The sequence below is a fragment of the Shewanella baltica genome (genome assembly GCF_900456975.1).
In the GTDB taxonomy this organism is placed as follows: Bacteria; Pseudomonadota; Gammaproteobacteria; order Enterobacterales; family Shewanellaceae; genus Shewanella; species Shewanella baltica.
Genome location: NZ_UGYM01000002.1, coordinates 2,295,991 through 2,311,413 on the forward strand (window position 1 = coordinate 2,295,991; position 15,423 = coordinate 2,311,413).

The window sequence follows — 15,423 nt, forward strand, 5'->3', positions numbered from 1 at the left end:
ACGTAATTGGAATTATAATCAAATATTGATAACTAAAAAGTTACATTTTGCGATTTTATATTCTCTTATGTAATAAGCGTGTCTTTTGTGTGTTTGAGTTTGCGAGATCGTTAGGTTGGAGCTCAGCTGCACTTTCTATTTGATAGATAAGATTACCAATAAGCACATCAATGAGGGGCCACTGTCCATGTCCGGAATCGACATTAATGTGGCCACTTAACCCTAAGTTGATTGTTGGGAATCCCAATTTTTTTGCCAGTTTTGCAGCTTGATTAAAGGGCATCCAAGGATCGTTTTCACTGGCAATGACAAGCCCTGTTACGCCTAAGGGATGTTTTGGCAACAAGTGTTTGATCGTTTGAGTACCATCGTGTTCAGGCAGGATGTGTCCATTCTCAGAAAATCGTGCTGGTGATGCTGGCGCGACTAAAATAGCTGCAGCTACTCGCTGTGGGTGACGAGCAATTGCCAAGCTTGATGCTAAGCAACCAAAGCTGTGGGCGAGGATGAGGATTTCACCTTCAATTTGATCGATTGCGCGGTAAATGACATTGGCCCAGATATGAATTTTAGGCTCCAATAGTGGTAAGTCATTGACCCATATCGCTGATTCATATTTTTGTGCAATCCAACTTTGCCAATGCAAGGGGCCGCTGCCACCAAACCCTGGCACAATTAATAAAGTTGCCATATTCCATCCTCCAAGATGTGAGTTTATAAGGGAGCCAAATGACGACAGGGTGAAGCCAATGTGACTCGCACTCTGACTATAACTACAAATTTAGTTATTAAAATCGTTATATGTAGTTCATTTTGGAATATGAGAGATATTTAGGATCTAAATTTCGCGAAGGATAGTCACTACTCAAATGGATCATAGTGGTTCTATTGAGCAATTCTGCTGTGACTATAATAGCTTCACAAAAAGTGCCGACGAAGAGCAATATGAACTTTCGGTCTGTTGTTAAATAGATACAAAGCTGACTTTAAAAGCTGTAGGTATAGATTTAGAAGAGGATTAACCTGTTGTCCTCTCTTACCATACGTCCACGATCCCACTTCGGCTACTATTATTTTCTGCTGCTTTGCCCCTACCACTTACCGATAGTGTTGTTGCTATTGTCCAGCACCACCGGAGTATTTCTTAGCGTAAAATTTAGTTCCGTAGAGGAATGCAAGCCTTGTTTAAAGCTAACTTTACATTTTTGGCGTATAGGGCAAATTTAGCCAATTTAGGGTTTGTTGAGTGTCTACATAAACTAAACTGACTGTTACTGCAAATTTCATCAGCCGCTAATTTGATCGAGTAAAGCGCAACTATGTTGCAGCAGTTATGCCATTTAGATCTAAAGATATGAAAATTGGCATAACATAATTGAAATTAACTTGTTAAAAACAAGGTCTATTTCGCCATGTTCATTACAGCAGAAAAAGTTATGCCTATTTATCGATATCCTAACTATTCACTTACCGCACTAACTATTAGCCTAGCCCTCTATTCATCAGTAGCTACAGCAGCCGAAGACACCTCATCTATCGAAGTCATTCAGGTATCAGGTCAATCGATTAACAATAATGGCATGTCACCTAAAAATAGCACTGTTAATGGCCCATTTGGTGACAGAGTAATATTAAAAGATATCGCACGTTCGGTTACGCCTATCACCAGTGAAATGATTGAACAGCTCAACATCACTGATTTATCTGACATACAAAAAGTCAGCCCCAACAGTTATTCAGCCAGTGGCTTTGGTGCATCAAGCCTACCCACTATTCGTGGTCAATTAGGTGAGTTATATCAAGATGGTGTGCGTCGCCAGGCGGGCAACAATGGCTTTGGTGTACCTATGTCATTTAACGCCATTGATCAAATTGATGTGGTAAAAGGTGCGCCGCCAGTGCTATTGGGCACCAGCCAACGTAATGGCGGATTTGTTAACATACATTCTAAAGTGGCGCCTACTGACGAGCAATTTACTAAGCTCACTCTATCTGGCGGCAGTTGGGATCATTACCGAGCTCAAATAGATGTTGGCAGCGACATTGTCGCCAATCAGAGCGGTATTCGCTTAAGTGCAGAACATATCGATAATGGCAGCTACTACGATTATTCAGACTTTAAAAGCGACAGTATTTTTGTGGCATTTCGTTTACTGCCAGACGATGTCAGCACTTGGGACATTAATGTTGAATATTACGATGTTAAGTTTACGGATAACGCGGGGATTAACCGTCCGACTCAAGCATTAATAGATAACGGTTTATACGTGGCAGGTCAAGGTGTACAGCCTAACGGCAGTACTATTGCTGGTGCCAATGCTATCGTATCGCCAACAGGGTTAGTTGAGATAGATCGCAGCCAAGTATTAACCGACCCCGACAATATCAATAACGCCAAAACCTTCTTACTTCACAGTACTTATGTGCGTGATTTAAGCGATAAAGCGACCTTTAAAAACATTACGTATTATCAGCATTTAGAACGTGAAGAAATTGCTCAAAATAGTTTTGTTGAAATAATTGATGGTGCAGATACCGCCCAAAACCGTGTTGAATTGGCCTATCAGTGGAGCGATGCTCAAAGCACCATTACTGCTGTCGATATCCGCTATAACAAAGTATTAGGTTATAGCCAATTTACCACTGAGGCTGACTTACCTATCGACTTGACAGGCCCCATTGAAAACCGCCGTATTCCGCTAACCGCAGAACAACAAGGCCGATTAGTTGAACTGCGCCCAGGTGTGTTTGTATCACCCGGCGCCCAATACGATACCAATGCCGATGGCAGTGGCGATTTTTCATTATCAGACACCACTGACTCAACCAGTTGGCAAACAGGTCTAGCCATTCAACATAACAGCCAATGGACAGATAAGTTTTCGACCAGCGTAGGTTATCGTGCCGATTTTTATAATGTAGATGCGCGCGATGCTATTGCCCCACAAGGGCAAATCGCGGCTAGCGATGCAATCAATGAAATGCTTGAATCTGGGCAAATCAGTTTGAGCTATCGCATTACAGGTGATATCACCACCTATGCCAGCGCCAGTTATAACGAGTCGACCTCAAACAGCATGGCCGGCGGTAATACATTAGGCGCCAATAACCAAATTAGTCGCCAAAATTTTGCCACAGAAAATACTCTCACCGAAATTGGCGTTAAATATTCGCCAGCGGACAGTGCTTGGTATATCGACGGGGCAGTGTTTGATCAAACACGTAGCCTACGAAATCGTGATGGCAGCAATACCGGAATTCGCACTAAAGGCTTTGAAGTCCAAGCTTTTTATGATGCTGACCCGTTTTGGTTAAACGCGGGCTACAGTTATTTAGACGCTCGCTATGATGACTCTGCCAGTAGCCAAGATACGGTACAAGTGGCCGATGCCTTTGATAACTCACGCCCAGAGATCATTCAAGGCACGGGTATTGGCGCGCCAAACTTCGCTTCATTTTCACCGTCGAACCGCCGAGTACAGGGCTTGCCTGAACAAACGTTCACATTAAATGGCGGATTTACCATTACTGAGCAATGGCAAGCGGGTTTCTCCGGTCTTTTTACTCAGAGTTACCCATTGGACTATTTGGCAACCGTGTCTATTCGTGATCAATACACGCTTAACATTAACACTCGCTATGATTTTACCAAGCAAACAAGTTTAAGGCTTGACATCAATAACGTGACTAACCAAAAGAACTGGCGTCCGGTGTTTGAAGGCGGTTATTTCGGATCAACATTGGTTTTCCCTGAACTACCTGTTAACGCTAGCCTTACCTTACAGCATTCATTTTAAGGCTATCAATTATGTTTAAAAAAATTGTTTTATTACTGATTGCGGCATCATTAGTGGGATTGTTTTTCCACTTTAACTTGCATCAATTACTGACCTTAGAGGGCTTAAAAAGCTCGATGAATGACTTTAGTCAATTACGTGAAGAGTCACCTTTGTTGGTTATTGGCGGGTTCTTTTTATTGTATGTGGCAGTAACTGCATTGTCCTTACCTGGTGCCGCGATTCTTACCATAGCCTCGGGTGCCTTATTTGGCATCGTAGAAGGATTAATTATTGCTTCGTTTGCCTCTAGTATCGGCGCAACACTAGCATTTTTAGTGTCGCGTTATTTATTGAGGGATTCAATTAAACAACGTTTTCCTGAGCGCTTAGCGGCTATTGATGCCGGCATTGAAAAAGAAGGTGGCTTTTACTTATTTACCTTACGTTTGGTACCAATATTCCCGTTCTTTTTAATCAACATGCTGATGGGCGTGACGGCCTTTAAATCCTGGACCTTTTACTGGGTAAGCCAAATGGGTATGTTTTTAGGCACCTTTGTGTACGTGAATGCCGGCACTCAGCTGGCACAAATTGACAGCTTATCGAACATTTTATCGGTTAACCTTATTGTGTCGTTCGCACTATTAGGTTTATTCCCCCTTATTGCAAAAGCCATAGTTGATATGATCAAAAAACGTCGGGTATACAGCAACTGGAGCAAGCCAGCTAAATTTGATCGCAACATGATAGTGATTGGTGCCGGTGCAGGGGGTCTCGTCACCAGTTACATTGCCGCCGCAGTAAAGGCTAAGGTCACATTAATTGAGGCCGGCGAAATGGGCGGCGACTGCTTAAACTATGGCTGCGTGCCCAGTAAAGCCATTATCAAAAGCGCTAAAATTGCCCAGCAAATAAGAAACGCCCATCATTACGGCTTAGAAGACAGCGCCCCTGAGTTTTCATTTAAAAAAGTCATGGCCCGAGTGCACCAAGTAATTGCCAATGTAGCGCCCCACGACAGCGTTGAACGTTACACTAATTTAGGTGTCGAGGTAATTAAAGGCTACGCAAAATTAGTCGACCCATGGACAGTGGAAATTAGCCAACCAGATGGCAGTACCCGCCGATTAACCGCCCGCAGTATTGTCATCGCAACAGGTGCCCGCCCATTTGTACCGCCGTTACCTGGCATAGAAGAGCTCGGTTATGTCACTAGTGATACCTTGTGGGACGAGTTTGCAAAACTCGACAGGGCACCACAAAAATTAGTGATACTCGGCGGTGGCCCAATTGGCGCTGAACTGGCACAAAGCTTTGCTCGTTTAGGCTCACAAGTCACTCAAGTTGAAATGGCGGAGCGCATCATGATTAAAGAAGATCTTGAAGTGTCTGAATTCGCCACACAAGCCTTGCAAAAAAGTGGTGTGAACATTTTAACTTCACACCTAGCGCTGCGCTGTGAACTGCGGGGCGATAAAAAATACCTTATCGTTAAGCATCAAGAGCAAGAGTTAGCGTTAGAGTACGACCAGCTAATATGTGCAGTCGGTCGCAGTGCCCGCTTAAACGGTTACGGCTTAGAAGAGCTTGGCATCGAAACCAACCGCACTATCATCACCAATGAATACTTAGAAACCTTATACCCAAATATTTATGCGGCGGGTGACATAGTTGGACCTTATCAGTTTACTCACGTGGCAGCCCACCAAGGTTGGTATGCGGCAGTCAATGGCCTGTTTGGTCATTTGAAAAAGTTCAAAGTCGATTACCGCGTCATTCCATGGACCACCTTTATCGATCCGGAAGTTGCCCGTGTGGGTATTAATGAATACGAAGCTAAACAGCAAGGTATTGATTACGAAGTCACTCGCTTTGATTTTGCAGAGCTTGATCGCGCCATTACGGACAGTACCACCGAAGGGTTTATTAAAGTGATCACCCCTAGAGGCAAAGATAAAATCTTAGGCGTGACTATCGTATCAGAACACGCTGGTGATTTAATTGCTGAATTTGTATTGGCGATGAAGCACGGCTTAGGGCTCAACAAGATTTTAGGCACGATTCACAGTTATCCAACATGGGCCGAAGGCAACAAGTACGCCGCGGGTGAATGGAAGCGCAACCACGCACCAGCCACAGTGCTGCGCTGGTTAGAAAAATACCACACTTGGCGCCTCGGCTAATCAGGTTTTAGGTGAATAAAGTAGGTATCTGATAATGAAAAAATTAACGCGATATATTCAATCGTTTGTACTGACTGTTGGTTTACTGTTGAGCTTGCTTGCCAGTCATACGGCTATTGCGGTAGTCGATAAGTCTGAAATTCTTTCTGATGTAAAGAGTCTGACAGTTAGTCAAACTAGTAATAACCAAGCTTCTGATAACAAGAGCAGGGAGCTGCATGATGAGTGGAATACATTACTCAGCCGTTATGTGAAATCGATTAACCAAGGTCACAGTAGCGCAGTAGAGTACACAGCGATACAAAAAGAGCGGGCGTTATTGACTGGTTATCTCAACCAATTGAGTCAGATAACCCAAGCAGAATTTGATGCTTGGGGTAAAGCATCGCAATTAGCATTTTTAATCAATGCTTACAACGCGTGGACGGTTGAGCTTATTTTAACCAAATACCCTGATATCAACTCAATCAAAGAGTTAGGCGGGTTATTTAGCTCCCCTTGGGACAAAAGCTTTATTCCATTATTGGGTAAAACATCTAGCCTCAATGATATTGAGCACAAACTCATTCGTGGTAGTGATAGATACAAGGATCCAAGGATCCACTTTGCCGTAAATTGTGCCAGCATTGGTTGCCCTGCGATACGTGAAGAGGCCTACACTGGTGCTAAACTCGAACTGCAATTAACCGAGCAAACTGAACGCTTCCTTGCCGATAGCAGCCGAAATTATGCTAAGGGAGACAGTCTGTATTTGTCTTCTATCTTTAAATGGTATGGTGATGACTTTACCAAAGGGTTTCGTAACACTCATTCGATTGAAGCGTTTTTACTGCTTTATTCCAATAGTGATAAAGGTGTTCTGACATTGACGCCAGAACAACGCCAAGCAGTGGAAAAACAACAACTCGATATTGAATTCTTAGATTATGACTGGTCGCTTAATGTTGCTGGCTAATTTACGCAGGTGCAACATCGTCAGCACAGCCCTTTACTGCAACCTTATAAACACTAAGATTGCAGTAAGATTTGGGCTTAGTGCTTTTTTACTTGCCACTGGTCTTTGTGCTTGTATGGCTAATGCCTCCGTAAAAGATGTTGTAGACAAGCCGTCAGCACGAATTCAAGCATCATCAATCCTTGCATCAACTCAGGCATTTGCTCAAACATCAAGGCCAATATGGTCTGAAATTGAATTTCAAGGAGAAAATCAGGATGTGTACTTCCATGCTTGGGGCGGCGATCCGCAAATAAATCGGTATATCCAATGGGCGGCAAAACAAGTTAAACAGCAGTATCAGATCAACTTACACCATGTAAAGCTCACCGATACCAGCGAAGCGGTCAGCCGGGTATTAGCCGAAAAATCGGCAAATAATGATCATCAAGGCCAAGTGGATTTAGTGTGGATTAACGGTGAAAACTTTGCTGCCATGGCCAAGTATCAACTGCTAGAACCCCATTGGGCTCTGCAATTGCCCAATTTTAGCTTAACCGACCCAGACAACAACCCGGCGATGACCCGCGACTTTGGCGTGCCGACACTGGGTATGGAAGCGCCATGGGGTAAAGCCTCGCTAACGTTTTATTACGACAATTTAGTGACGCAATCACCGCCGCAAACCTTGCAACAATTAAGCCTGTGGGCCAAACAACATCCTGGTAGATTCACCTACCCTAAGCCACCTGACTTTTTAGCCACAAGCTTTTTAAAGTACGCCTTAATTGCACTGAACAGCTCACAACCTGAAGCGATTAAAAATCTGCTTTATCAAGTGGCTACAACAAAAAGTCAAGCCTTGCTATTACCGGTGTTGTGGCAATATTTAGATGAGCTACATCCGTATTTATGGCGTAAAGGCCAGCACTTTATGTCCAGTGGCATGGCGCTGCGGCGCTTAATGGGCGATGGTGAACTTGCCCTAGCGTTTACCTTCTCGGCCGCCGACATTCCCGCGGCCGTTACACGTTTCGAATTGCCGGGCAGCAGCCGTAGTTACCGCATGCAAGATGGCAGTTTGAGCAATATCCACTTTATTGCCATTCCCTATAATGCCGCTCATCGGGACGGCGCTAAATTGGTGGTCAATTTTTTATTGAGCCCACAAGCGCAAGCCCATAAACAACAAGCCAATGTATGGGGGGACACCAGCGTGCTGGCATTATCTAAGCTGACAGCCGAGCAACAAACGTGGTTTAGCCCGCCTGCTCAGTCACATCCCAGCGCCATTATTGCTAACCAAGCAATTAGCCCTGCATTAAGCGAGCCCGATCCAAGTTGGAGTAAAGTGATTACAGATCTTTGGTTACAGCGCTATGGAGTGATGTAATGAGCGCGCTAGCCAAGCTGTTCAATCCTATTGTGCGTATCAGTCCATTTATTATGATGGCATTGTTACTGTTCCCCGTATTAGGCGGTTTAATTGGCGTTATTCTGCCTGCGCTTGGTTGGATCCCAGCACTAGATCACACCCATTTTAGCCTGAATGGTTTTAACCAATTATGGCAAACGCCGGGCATTGGCCACATGGCGCTATTAAGCATCACCACCAGTTTTATCAGCACCTTGTTGGCCTTTATCATCACCATACTGATCCTAGCGAGTTACTTTACTAGCTCCTGGCTGGGTTATATTCAACGGCTTTTAGGGCCAATCCTAGTTATCCCCCATGCTGCTGCGGCCATCGCCATTGGATTTCTTATTACTCCGTCGGGAATGTTATCTCGGCTGGTATCCCCTTGGTTAACTAGTTGGGATGCGCCGCCCGATTGGCTATATCCACACGATGGCATGGGGTTGAGTATAATTCTTGGGCTGACATTAAAAGAATTACCTTTTTTATTGCTGATGGCACTGGGGGCATTAGCGCAGCTCGACCTTGGGCAAACATTGCGGGCCCAGCATAAAGTGGCATTAAGCTTAGGTTATTGCCCAATGACGGCATTTTTCAAAGTGGTGTTACCCAGTCTGTATCCTCATTTACGCTTGCCGATATTGGCAGTATTGGCCTACGCCAGTGCCAGCGTCGAAATCCCCTTAATTTTGGGCCCTAACAATCCACCGACATTGGCTGTAGCAATTATGCAGTGGTTTCATGACGTGGACTTAAGCCTGCGCATTAAAGCGTCAGCGGGGGCGATATTACAAATTAAGCTGACATTATTAGTATTAGCCTGTTGGTGGTTACTCGAACGCTTAGTGATTAAGTTCGCTAAACCTATGCTAACTAATGGCGAGCGCGAATACGGCGGTGCCATCATCCACAAAGTCACCCATGTCATCACAGCCTTAATGTTAGCCATTATAGGCTTGGCATTAGTAGGAATGGTGTTGTGGTCTTTTGCTGGTTTTTGGCATTTTCCAGATGCCTTGCCACAACAATTTGTCATGCAGCACTGGCAAAACGCGTTGCGACAAATGCACACGCCGCTTATCGATACTGTGCTGATAGCCATCAATGCCACCGCCCTGGCGATAACCTTAACCTTGCTCACTCTAGAAGCGGAGCAGCAAAGCGGAAAACCCCTATCGCTGCTGGGCAGTGTGCTAATTTATCTGCCTTTGCTTATTCCAAGTATCGCGTTTTTATTTGGTTTGGTCTGGCTACTCGAGCAAATCAACAGCCAGCATACCTTTATCAATGTGGTACTGGCCCATGTGTTATTTGTATTGCCTTATGTATTTTTATCCCTGGCCAGCAGTTATCGCCGTTTAGACCCACGTTTTAGAATTGTGGCGGCAAGCCTTGGAGCTAGCAAAGCGAAAATCTTTTTCCGAATTACATTACCCATGTTAATAGGGCCTATATTCATCGCTTGCGCACTCGGTTTAGCTATTAGCTTTAGCCAATACTTACCAACCTTACTCACCGGTGGTGGGCGTATCGACACTATTACCACCGAGGCGGTTTCGCTCGCTAATGGCGCAAGCCGCAGGATCAGTGCCGTATATGCGTTAATGCAAATGATCCTGCCTACTTTAGGTTTTTTATTGGCTTGGTTATTGCCAAAACTGTTAGTTAAGCGTCACCAACAAGGATAATAATGCAAAAAATCGCGAATACAGCCAAGGGGGCAAATACCGCCGCAACATCGACGCTCACTGTTGATGGGCTGATCTTGAGGCGCCAGCAACAAGGCTTATTATCATTAAGCGCGACCATTTGTGGCGGTGAAATATTAACGATTATGGGGCCATCTGGCAGCGGAAAGTCGACACTGTTAAATTGGTTAACTGGCATGTTACCCCTAGGCTTCAGTGCTGAAGGTCAATTGTATTTAAATGGCCAAAATATTACGACGACGGCCAGTCATTTGCGCCATATAGGCTTGCTCTACCAAGACCCATTATTGTTTCCGCATTTATCCGTCGCAGGAAACATAGGCTTTGCTATGCCGCCAAGCCCTAAAGCACAGCGACAAGCCGCAATTAGTAATGCTTTAGTCCAAGTGGGTCTGGGCGGATTAGAGCTACGTAGTCCACAGAGTTTATCTGGTGGTCAGCAAGCTAGGGTGGCACTGCTACGGGTATTACTCAGCCAGACCAAAGCCATATTATTAGACGAGCCCTTTAGCAAGCTGGACAGCCAATTGCGCCAAGAAACCAGACAACTCGTGTTTGACCAAATACGCCAGCATCGGCTACCTGCCATTATGGTTACTCACGACCAAACTGATGCAGATGCAGCCCAAGGTAAGGTCATTTCGCTTTAATAAAGTGAATGACACTAATAACTAATAACTAATAACTAATAACTAATAACTAATAACTAATAACTAATAACTAATAGATTAATTGGAATAACCTTATGTTAGATAGATTTATCACTCCAATAATAAAGCCACTATTAGCGCCTGTTGTGCTGTTACTCGACAAAAAAAATGTCCAACCCGATACCCTTACATCAGTGGGTTTCGGTTTAGGCATGTTGGCAGTACCCTTACTGGCATTACAACTTTGGCATGGCGCCTTGTTCTTTATTACACTTAATCGGATTATAGACGGACTCGATGGCGCCCTTGCTCGTCACCAAAAACACACCAGTACCGCAGGTGGCTATCTAGATATTTGCCTCGACTTTCTGTTTTATGCGGCTATTCCGCTCGGGTTCGCCTTAGCCAACCCTACTGAAAATGCTCTAGCCGCGGTAGTGTTGCTAACCGTCTTCATCGGCACTGGCTCAAGTTTTTTAGCCTTTGCCATACCAGCGGAAAAGCTGAATCTGCCTCGGCCACAATTCGCCAATAAGAGCTTTTACTTTTTAAACGGCTTAACCGAAGGCACAGAGACCATCGCCTTCTTTGTCGCCTTTTGTTTATGGCCAGCTTATTTTTCTGAGCTTGCCTATAGTTTTGCATTTTTAGGGACTATTACCATTTTCACCCGTATATATGGCGGCTATCACACACTGAAAAGTCATACGTTGAATAAAAACACTTCAGTAAATAAATCTCAACGATGTAAAGCAAAATGATGGACTATATTTCATCCATTCGACTCGGGGCATTTCTAGCAATATTTACCTTAATGTTGCTATTGGAGTTTTTGTTGCCTGCTAGGCATTTACCCAGTAGACCCAACTCACCAAAACCAGCCACACGTTGGGTAGGCAATATCAGTATATTGGTTATCTCAGTAATTGCAGCCCGAATGGTATTACCAATAGGATTAGCAGGTATTGCATTGTACTGTGAGCAACAACAATGGGGACTGTTCAATTATATTGGGTTACCTGATTGGGCTAGCATCACCATAAGCTTATTGTTATTAGACCTGGTTATTTATTGGCAGCACAGGCTATTTCATCGTGTGCCATTATTGTGGAGATTACATAAAGTTCATCATTCTGACGTTCATGTCGACAGTACTACTGCGTTGCGATTTCATCCATTAGAAATTATCGCCAGCATGGGAATTAAAGCACTAATTATTATCCTACTTGGGGTACCAGCCAGTGCAGTGATCTTATTTGAGATTTTATTAAATAGTTTAGCCATATTTAACCACGCCAATATCCGATTATCACCAATGCTAGAACGTGTCGTCAGAACAGTATTAGTGACTCAAATCTTGCACCGAATTCATCATAGCCAAATAATGTGCGAGAGCAGCAGCAACTTTGGTTCTAGTATTGTGTGGTGGGATCGTATATTTAGTACTTATTCTGCTAAGGCCAGTAAATCAGACGATGATCTCGATATAGGGTTAATCGAATACCCTAACGCGAAACAAAATGCTTGGTTATCTGGGCTGCTGTGGATGCCTTTTACAAAAAAATAAATTAGACATGAAACCTATGGAATCATATTCTAATGAACAAACTCGATGAAGGAGCTTTTTTGAAAATATTATCTAACCTTAACGGTGAACACTTCGGCATCTCGTACAGAGCAGGATTTTGAATTGAGAAATGTTCCACGATGTTACGCTCTGTCCGTTATCCATCCCAGATTAATACAAATTAAAATGTACGCGGTATGAAAGTTTAAAGTAACAACTATTCCTATAACTGAACTAAAACAGTGGCGTAACTACCTCTAAATCTATGGTCTGCAGATAGGCACACGTCCTCGTATAAGAAACGAAAAAATCATTTCCAATTGAGAATATCATCATGAAATGGAACTGTAGTCGTCTACAAATTCTAGCTACGATTTATTAGTCACCACTATGCGTAGGTGGCCATAATAAATTTCAGTCTATCTTCATAGCCTATGACCACTTTGCGAAAATAAAGGGAAAAGCCTTTCAAGAATTGAAAGTAAAAATGGTTAATAATAAGTATGACACTATTATTAAAATAATTAATATGTTAAACGATGTTAGTACAACTAAAAAAGGAACTAAATTCATATAGTTCCTTTCCGTATAAAGCTAATATTTGTAATAATATCAGCCTTATTTTTATAAATAGCGCCAACAGAAATGGCTTAACTAACACTCAATTTTGATTTAAATTAAATATCAGATACTGTGTTAAATTTATTTTTTTTCAAAACATCTGCAATAGCAACATCTAACTGCTGTTGAACATCTAAAGACAATCGTCCAAATTCATAAGCGAAGTTTCGCCCTTTGATACGCTTTCTTGCATAAATACCTGAGCTGTCAAATGTCGCAAGATTGGTAACACTAACCTGTGCTTTATTATTCATATCCTTAGCGATCTGAAGTTCAGATTTTATCGCTTTGGTGATAGCTGATTTACGTTCTTCCCTAGAATATTCAGCCTGAATAATGACAACTTTTTTAGTCAAATCATTGATGAATGATAGTAATTCATCTTCAAATTCATATACTTCCATAACTTTATTAAGCAAAGCGTAGTCAGTATGTGACAAGTCATTAGCTACAGGAAAAAGCTTCACCAAACGTTCATCCACCTTAGCGGCTTTTAAAGCTTTACTCACACCAGCCTGACTCATTCCAAGTTGAGATGCTACTTCAGCCTGTGTAATCTTAGGATTCGCTTTTTCCAAAGATAAGCATTGTTGGCCAATTTCACGTAGGTTATGTTCTTTTGCAGTTTGGAGCTGTTTAGCTAGAGCTTTAGCATCTGAAAGTGAAATATCATCTTTAGTTACCAGTATGCGAAATATATTAACTTCACCATTTTGCAGTAAAAACCAAGCTCTGCGTCGAGAACCATCTAGCACATCGAGTTTACCATTCACTTCTCTCGCGACTGCTGGGTAAAATTGCTGGAAGGCTAATGAATCGAGATCTTGTAGAGAATCTGCATTTAATAATGCCTGGTCACGCCCGTTAACATCAAAAGTCACATAGGTACTATCGCGAACTTGTTCATATGATAACGTTGCTTCGGTAAATGTAGCGGTAGCACCCGAAGCTAATTGCCATAAGAAGCTTTTACCTACAGATTCAAGACCAAATAGATTTTGAAGAGATAACGTTACGTCTTCACTTACTTTTTCTATTTCAGTTGTAATTTGGCGTTTTAAAGACTCAATATTAGCTTTAGCTGCATTTTTTTGTGCTTCTTCGGCACCTACAGCATTGCCTAGAGGGCTCATTACCCCACGTTTTTTAGCCATTATGCTTGCTCCTGTTCACGCCAGACGTTCACAATATCTCTTAGGACTTGGCTGGTTACTTCATAACAATTTTGCTGTGCACTTTGGAAAGTCGCTTTACTCTTTGGGTATTCACTCTTAGACATATCAAACACGGTAGAAAGCAACGAAGATGACTGACGAATAGCTTCACTATGTTTAAATTCATTTGAGTACATATAAGGCGCAAAATGATCGTATAAACTATTCATTAGGTCGGTTGTTGTAGCGCTATCACGATGATTTGTAATTAAAATTTTCATAAAATCATAACCATGATGATTAGCATTAGCCAATAAAGCCCACACTTGAGGGATATAACTAAAATAGGAACAAGTAGCATCAATGTCGTTTTCTGTAATGGACAATGGGAAAACTACACTGGTAGCAGCAAAATATGCATTATAAGTTGCATACCCTAATGAGGGAGGGGTATCGATAATGATAATATCAAATTCATCTTGAACAGCATTGATGATCGTGTTCAAAAGAGAGTAAGGAGACTTTAACTTTTGACCAAATACTTGTTCATGAAACCAACCTTCAATAGCTCTATCACTTTGTGATGCCGGCAAAATACGGAGATTAGGTATAGTTGTAGGTAAGAATGCGTTTGAAACGACTTGTTCAAGAGTCTCACCTTCATCTAGATCAAAATTATTCATCATGAGATCGCCAACAGATAAACAACCTTCTAGATCTGCTTCTGGTGCGTAATACATGGACAAAGTAGCTTGACCATCCATATCGATAAGGCCTACCCGATACTCTTGATGAAACTCAGTAGCCAAGCCTGAAGCAATTGTTGCAGCAGAAACGGTTTTACCAACACCACCTTTTTGATTTTGTATAACAATAACCTGCATTTTCTGGTTATCACTGCGCTTAAATTTAGATGCTTTACGCAAGTTTTCTGGCAGCAAATCTCGTAACTGATACATTTCTTCTATGTTGATTAGCCATTGAGAATCTTCATGCCGCCTTGGATCAAAATCCGCTGTAGATACATATTTATCAAGTGTTTTTGCGTCAATATCCAAATAGGTAAAGGCTTCTGCACGCGTAAATTTTCGCAACTCTTTCCGGTGATTAGACAATAGGCGTTGGTTACGTCGCTTAATATAGGCATCAGCCCCCATTTTAAGCACTTGAAAAGTCTCTGTAGTCTGCATGCTATCCATGAAATTCTCCTTAAATAATTAAATATAAGTGTATACCTTAATATTTAATGTGTACACTTGTATTCGATGGAATTGCTATTTTAAAGGTAAAAGTACCCGAATTTGGTCAGACTGTTAATGTGGCCAAACAACGAAATACGGAAGTTGAGGGTATTGAAATGAGAAATGATGGATAAAAATACGGCCAATGATGATGGTCGAGATCATCAC

Annotated in this window: 11 protein-coding genes; 8 read left to right on the top strand and 3 right to left on the bottom strand. The window is 42.5% G+C overall.

The annotated features are described in order from the left end of the window. Positions 1 to 55: 55 nt before the first annotated feature. Positions 56 to 691 carry an alpha/beta hydrolase gene (locus DYH48_RS10290; protein ID WP_115334705.1) on the bottom strand — a complete coding sequence of 212 codons (636 nt, stop codon included), beginning with the start codon at positions 689 to 691 and terminating at the stop codon, positions 56 to 58. Positions 692 to 1,436: 745 nt separating this feature from the next. On the opposite strand from DYH48_RS10290, the gene DYH48_RS10295 reads away from it, so the two are divergent. The 8 genes from DYH48_RS10295 to DYH48_RS10330 all read left to right on the top strand — a co-directional run bounded on the left by DYH48_RS10295 (position 1,437) and on the right by DYH48_RS10330 (position 12,239). Next, positions 1,437 to 3,797 (top strand): TonB-dependent receptor, encoded by a 2,361-nt coding sequence (locus DYH48_RS10295; RefSeq protein ID WP_115336119.1) that lies wholly within the window; start codon positions 1,437 to 1,439, stop codon positions 3,795 to 3,797. Between the two features lie 11 nt (positions 3,798 to 3,808). Next, positions 3,809 to 5,962, top strand: a complete 2,154-nt coding sequence (locus DYH48_RS10300) for a dihydrolipoyl dehydrogenase family protein (protein WP_115334706.1) — start codon at positions 3,809 to 3,811, stop codon at positions 5,960 to 5,962. A 34-nt stretch (positions 5,963 to 5,996) separates the two neighbouring features. Continuing rightward, positions 5,997 to 6,917, top strand: a complete 921-nt coding sequence (locus DYH48_RS10305; RefSeq protein WP_115334707.1) for a DUF547 domain-containing protein — start codon at positions 5,997 to 5,999, stop codon at positions 6,915 to 6,917. A gap of 115 nt (positions 6,918 to 7,032) precedes the next feature. Continuing rightward, positions 7,033 to 8,289 (top strand): ABC transporter substrate-binding protein, encoded by a 1,257-nt coding sequence (locus DYH48_RS10310; protein WP_115334708.1) that lies wholly within the window; start codon positions 7,033 to 7,035, stop codon positions 8,287 to 8,289. Further along, positions 8,289 to 10,001: an ABC transporter permease gene (locus tag DYH48_RS10315; RefSeq protein ID WP_115334709.1), complete on the top strand. Its 1,713-nt coding sequence runs from the start codon at positions 8,289 to 8,291 to the stop codon at positions 9,999 to 10,001. Before DYH48_RS10310 ends, DYH48_RS10315 begins: the two co-directional genes overlap by 1 nt. Before the next feature lie 2 nt (positions 10,002 to 10,003). After that, on the top strand, positions 10,004 to 10,672 hold the full coding sequence (locus DYH48_RS10320) for an ATP-binding cassette domain-containing protein (RefSeq protein WP_115334710.1): 669 nt from the start codon (positions 10,004 to 10,006) through the stop codon (positions 10,670 to 10,672). Between the two features lie 95 nt (positions 10,673 to 10,767). After that, on the top strand, positions 10,768 to 11,433 hold the full coding sequence (locus DYH48_RS10325) for a CDP-alcohol phosphatidyltransferase family protein (RefSeq protein ID WP_115334711.1): 666 nt from the start codon (positions 10,768 to 10,770) through the stop codon (positions 11,431 to 11,433). After that, on the top strand, positions 11,430 to 12,239 hold the full coding sequence (locus tag DYH48_RS10330) for a sterol desaturase family protein (protein WP_115334712.1): 810 nt from the start codon (positions 11,430 to 11,432) through the stop codon (positions 12,237 to 12,239). The genes DYH48_RS10325 and DYH48_RS10330 overlap by 4 nt, the downstream gene beginning before the upstream one ends. A gap of 677 nt (positions 12,240 to 12,916) precedes the next feature. Here DYH48_RS10330 and DYH48_RS10335 read toward each other — a convergent pair. Together DYH48_RS10335 and DYH48_RS10340 are read right to left on the bottom strand one after the other, a co-directional pair. Then, on the bottom strand, positions 12,917 to 14,014 hold the full coding sequence (locus DYH48_RS10335) for a ParB family protein (protein ID WP_115334713.1): 1,098 nt from the start codon (positions 14,012 to 14,014) through the stop codon (positions 12,917 to 12,919). Next, positions 14,014 to 15,213 carry a ParA family protein gene (locus DYH48_RS10340; protein WP_011979538.1) on the bottom strand — a complete coding sequence of 400 codons (1,200 nt, stop codon included), beginning with the start codon at positions 15,211 to 15,213 and terminating at the stop codon, positions 14,014 to 14,016. Before DYH48_RS10340 ends, DYH48_RS10335 begins: the two co-directional genes overlap by 1 nt. Positions 15,214 to 15,423 lie beyond the last annotated feature (210 nt).

What these genes read in the sequence shown, in the direction of transcription:
- DYH48_RS10290 (WP_115334705.1), bottom strand. Translation starts at nt 691, where the DNA reads ATGGCAACTTTATTAATTGTGCCAGGGTTTGGTGGCAGCGGCCCCTTG.
- DYH48_RS10295 (WP_115336119.1), top strand. Translation starts at nt 1,437, where the DNA reads ATGCCTATTTATCGATATCCTAACTATTCACTTACCGCACTAACTATT.
- DYH48_RS10300 (WP_115334706.1), top strand. Translation starts at nt 3,809, where the DNA reads ATGTTTAAAAAAATTGTTTTATTACTGATTGCGGCATCATTAGTGGGA.
- DYH48_RS10305 (WP_115334707.1), top strand. Translation starts at nt 5,997, where the DNA reads ATGAAAAAATTAACGCGATATATTCAATCGTTTGTACTGACTGTTGGT.
- DYH48_RS10310 (WP_115334708.1), top strand. Translation starts at nt 7,033, where the DNA reads ATGGCTAATGCCTCCGTAAAAGATGTTGTAGACAAGCCGTCAGCACGA.
- DYH48_RS10315 (WP_115334709.1), top strand. Translation starts at nt 8,289, where the DNA reads ATGAGCGCGCTAGCCAAGCTGTTCAATCCTATTGTGCGTATCAGTCCA.
- DYH48_RS10320 (WP_115334710.1), top strand. Translation starts at nt 10,004, where the DNA reads ATGCAAAAAATCGCGAATACAGCCAAGGGGGCAAATACCGCCGCAACA.
- DYH48_RS10325 (WP_115334711.1), top strand. Translation starts at nt 10,768, where the DNA reads ATGTTAGATAGATTTATCACTCCAATAATAAAGCCACTATTAGCGCCT.
- DYH48_RS10330 (WP_115334712.1), top strand. Translation starts at nt 11,430, where the DNA reads ATGATGGACTATATTTCATCCATTCGACTCGGGGCATTTCTAGCAATA.
- DYH48_RS10335 (WP_115334713.1), bottom strand. Translation starts at nt 14,014, where the DNA reads ATGGCTAAAAAACGTGGGGTAATGAGCCCTCTAGGCAATGCTGTAGGT.
- DYH48_RS10340 (WP_011979538.1), bottom strand. Translation starts at nt 15,213, where the DNA reads ATGGATAGCATGCAGACTACAGAGACTTTTCAAGTGCTTAAAATGGGG.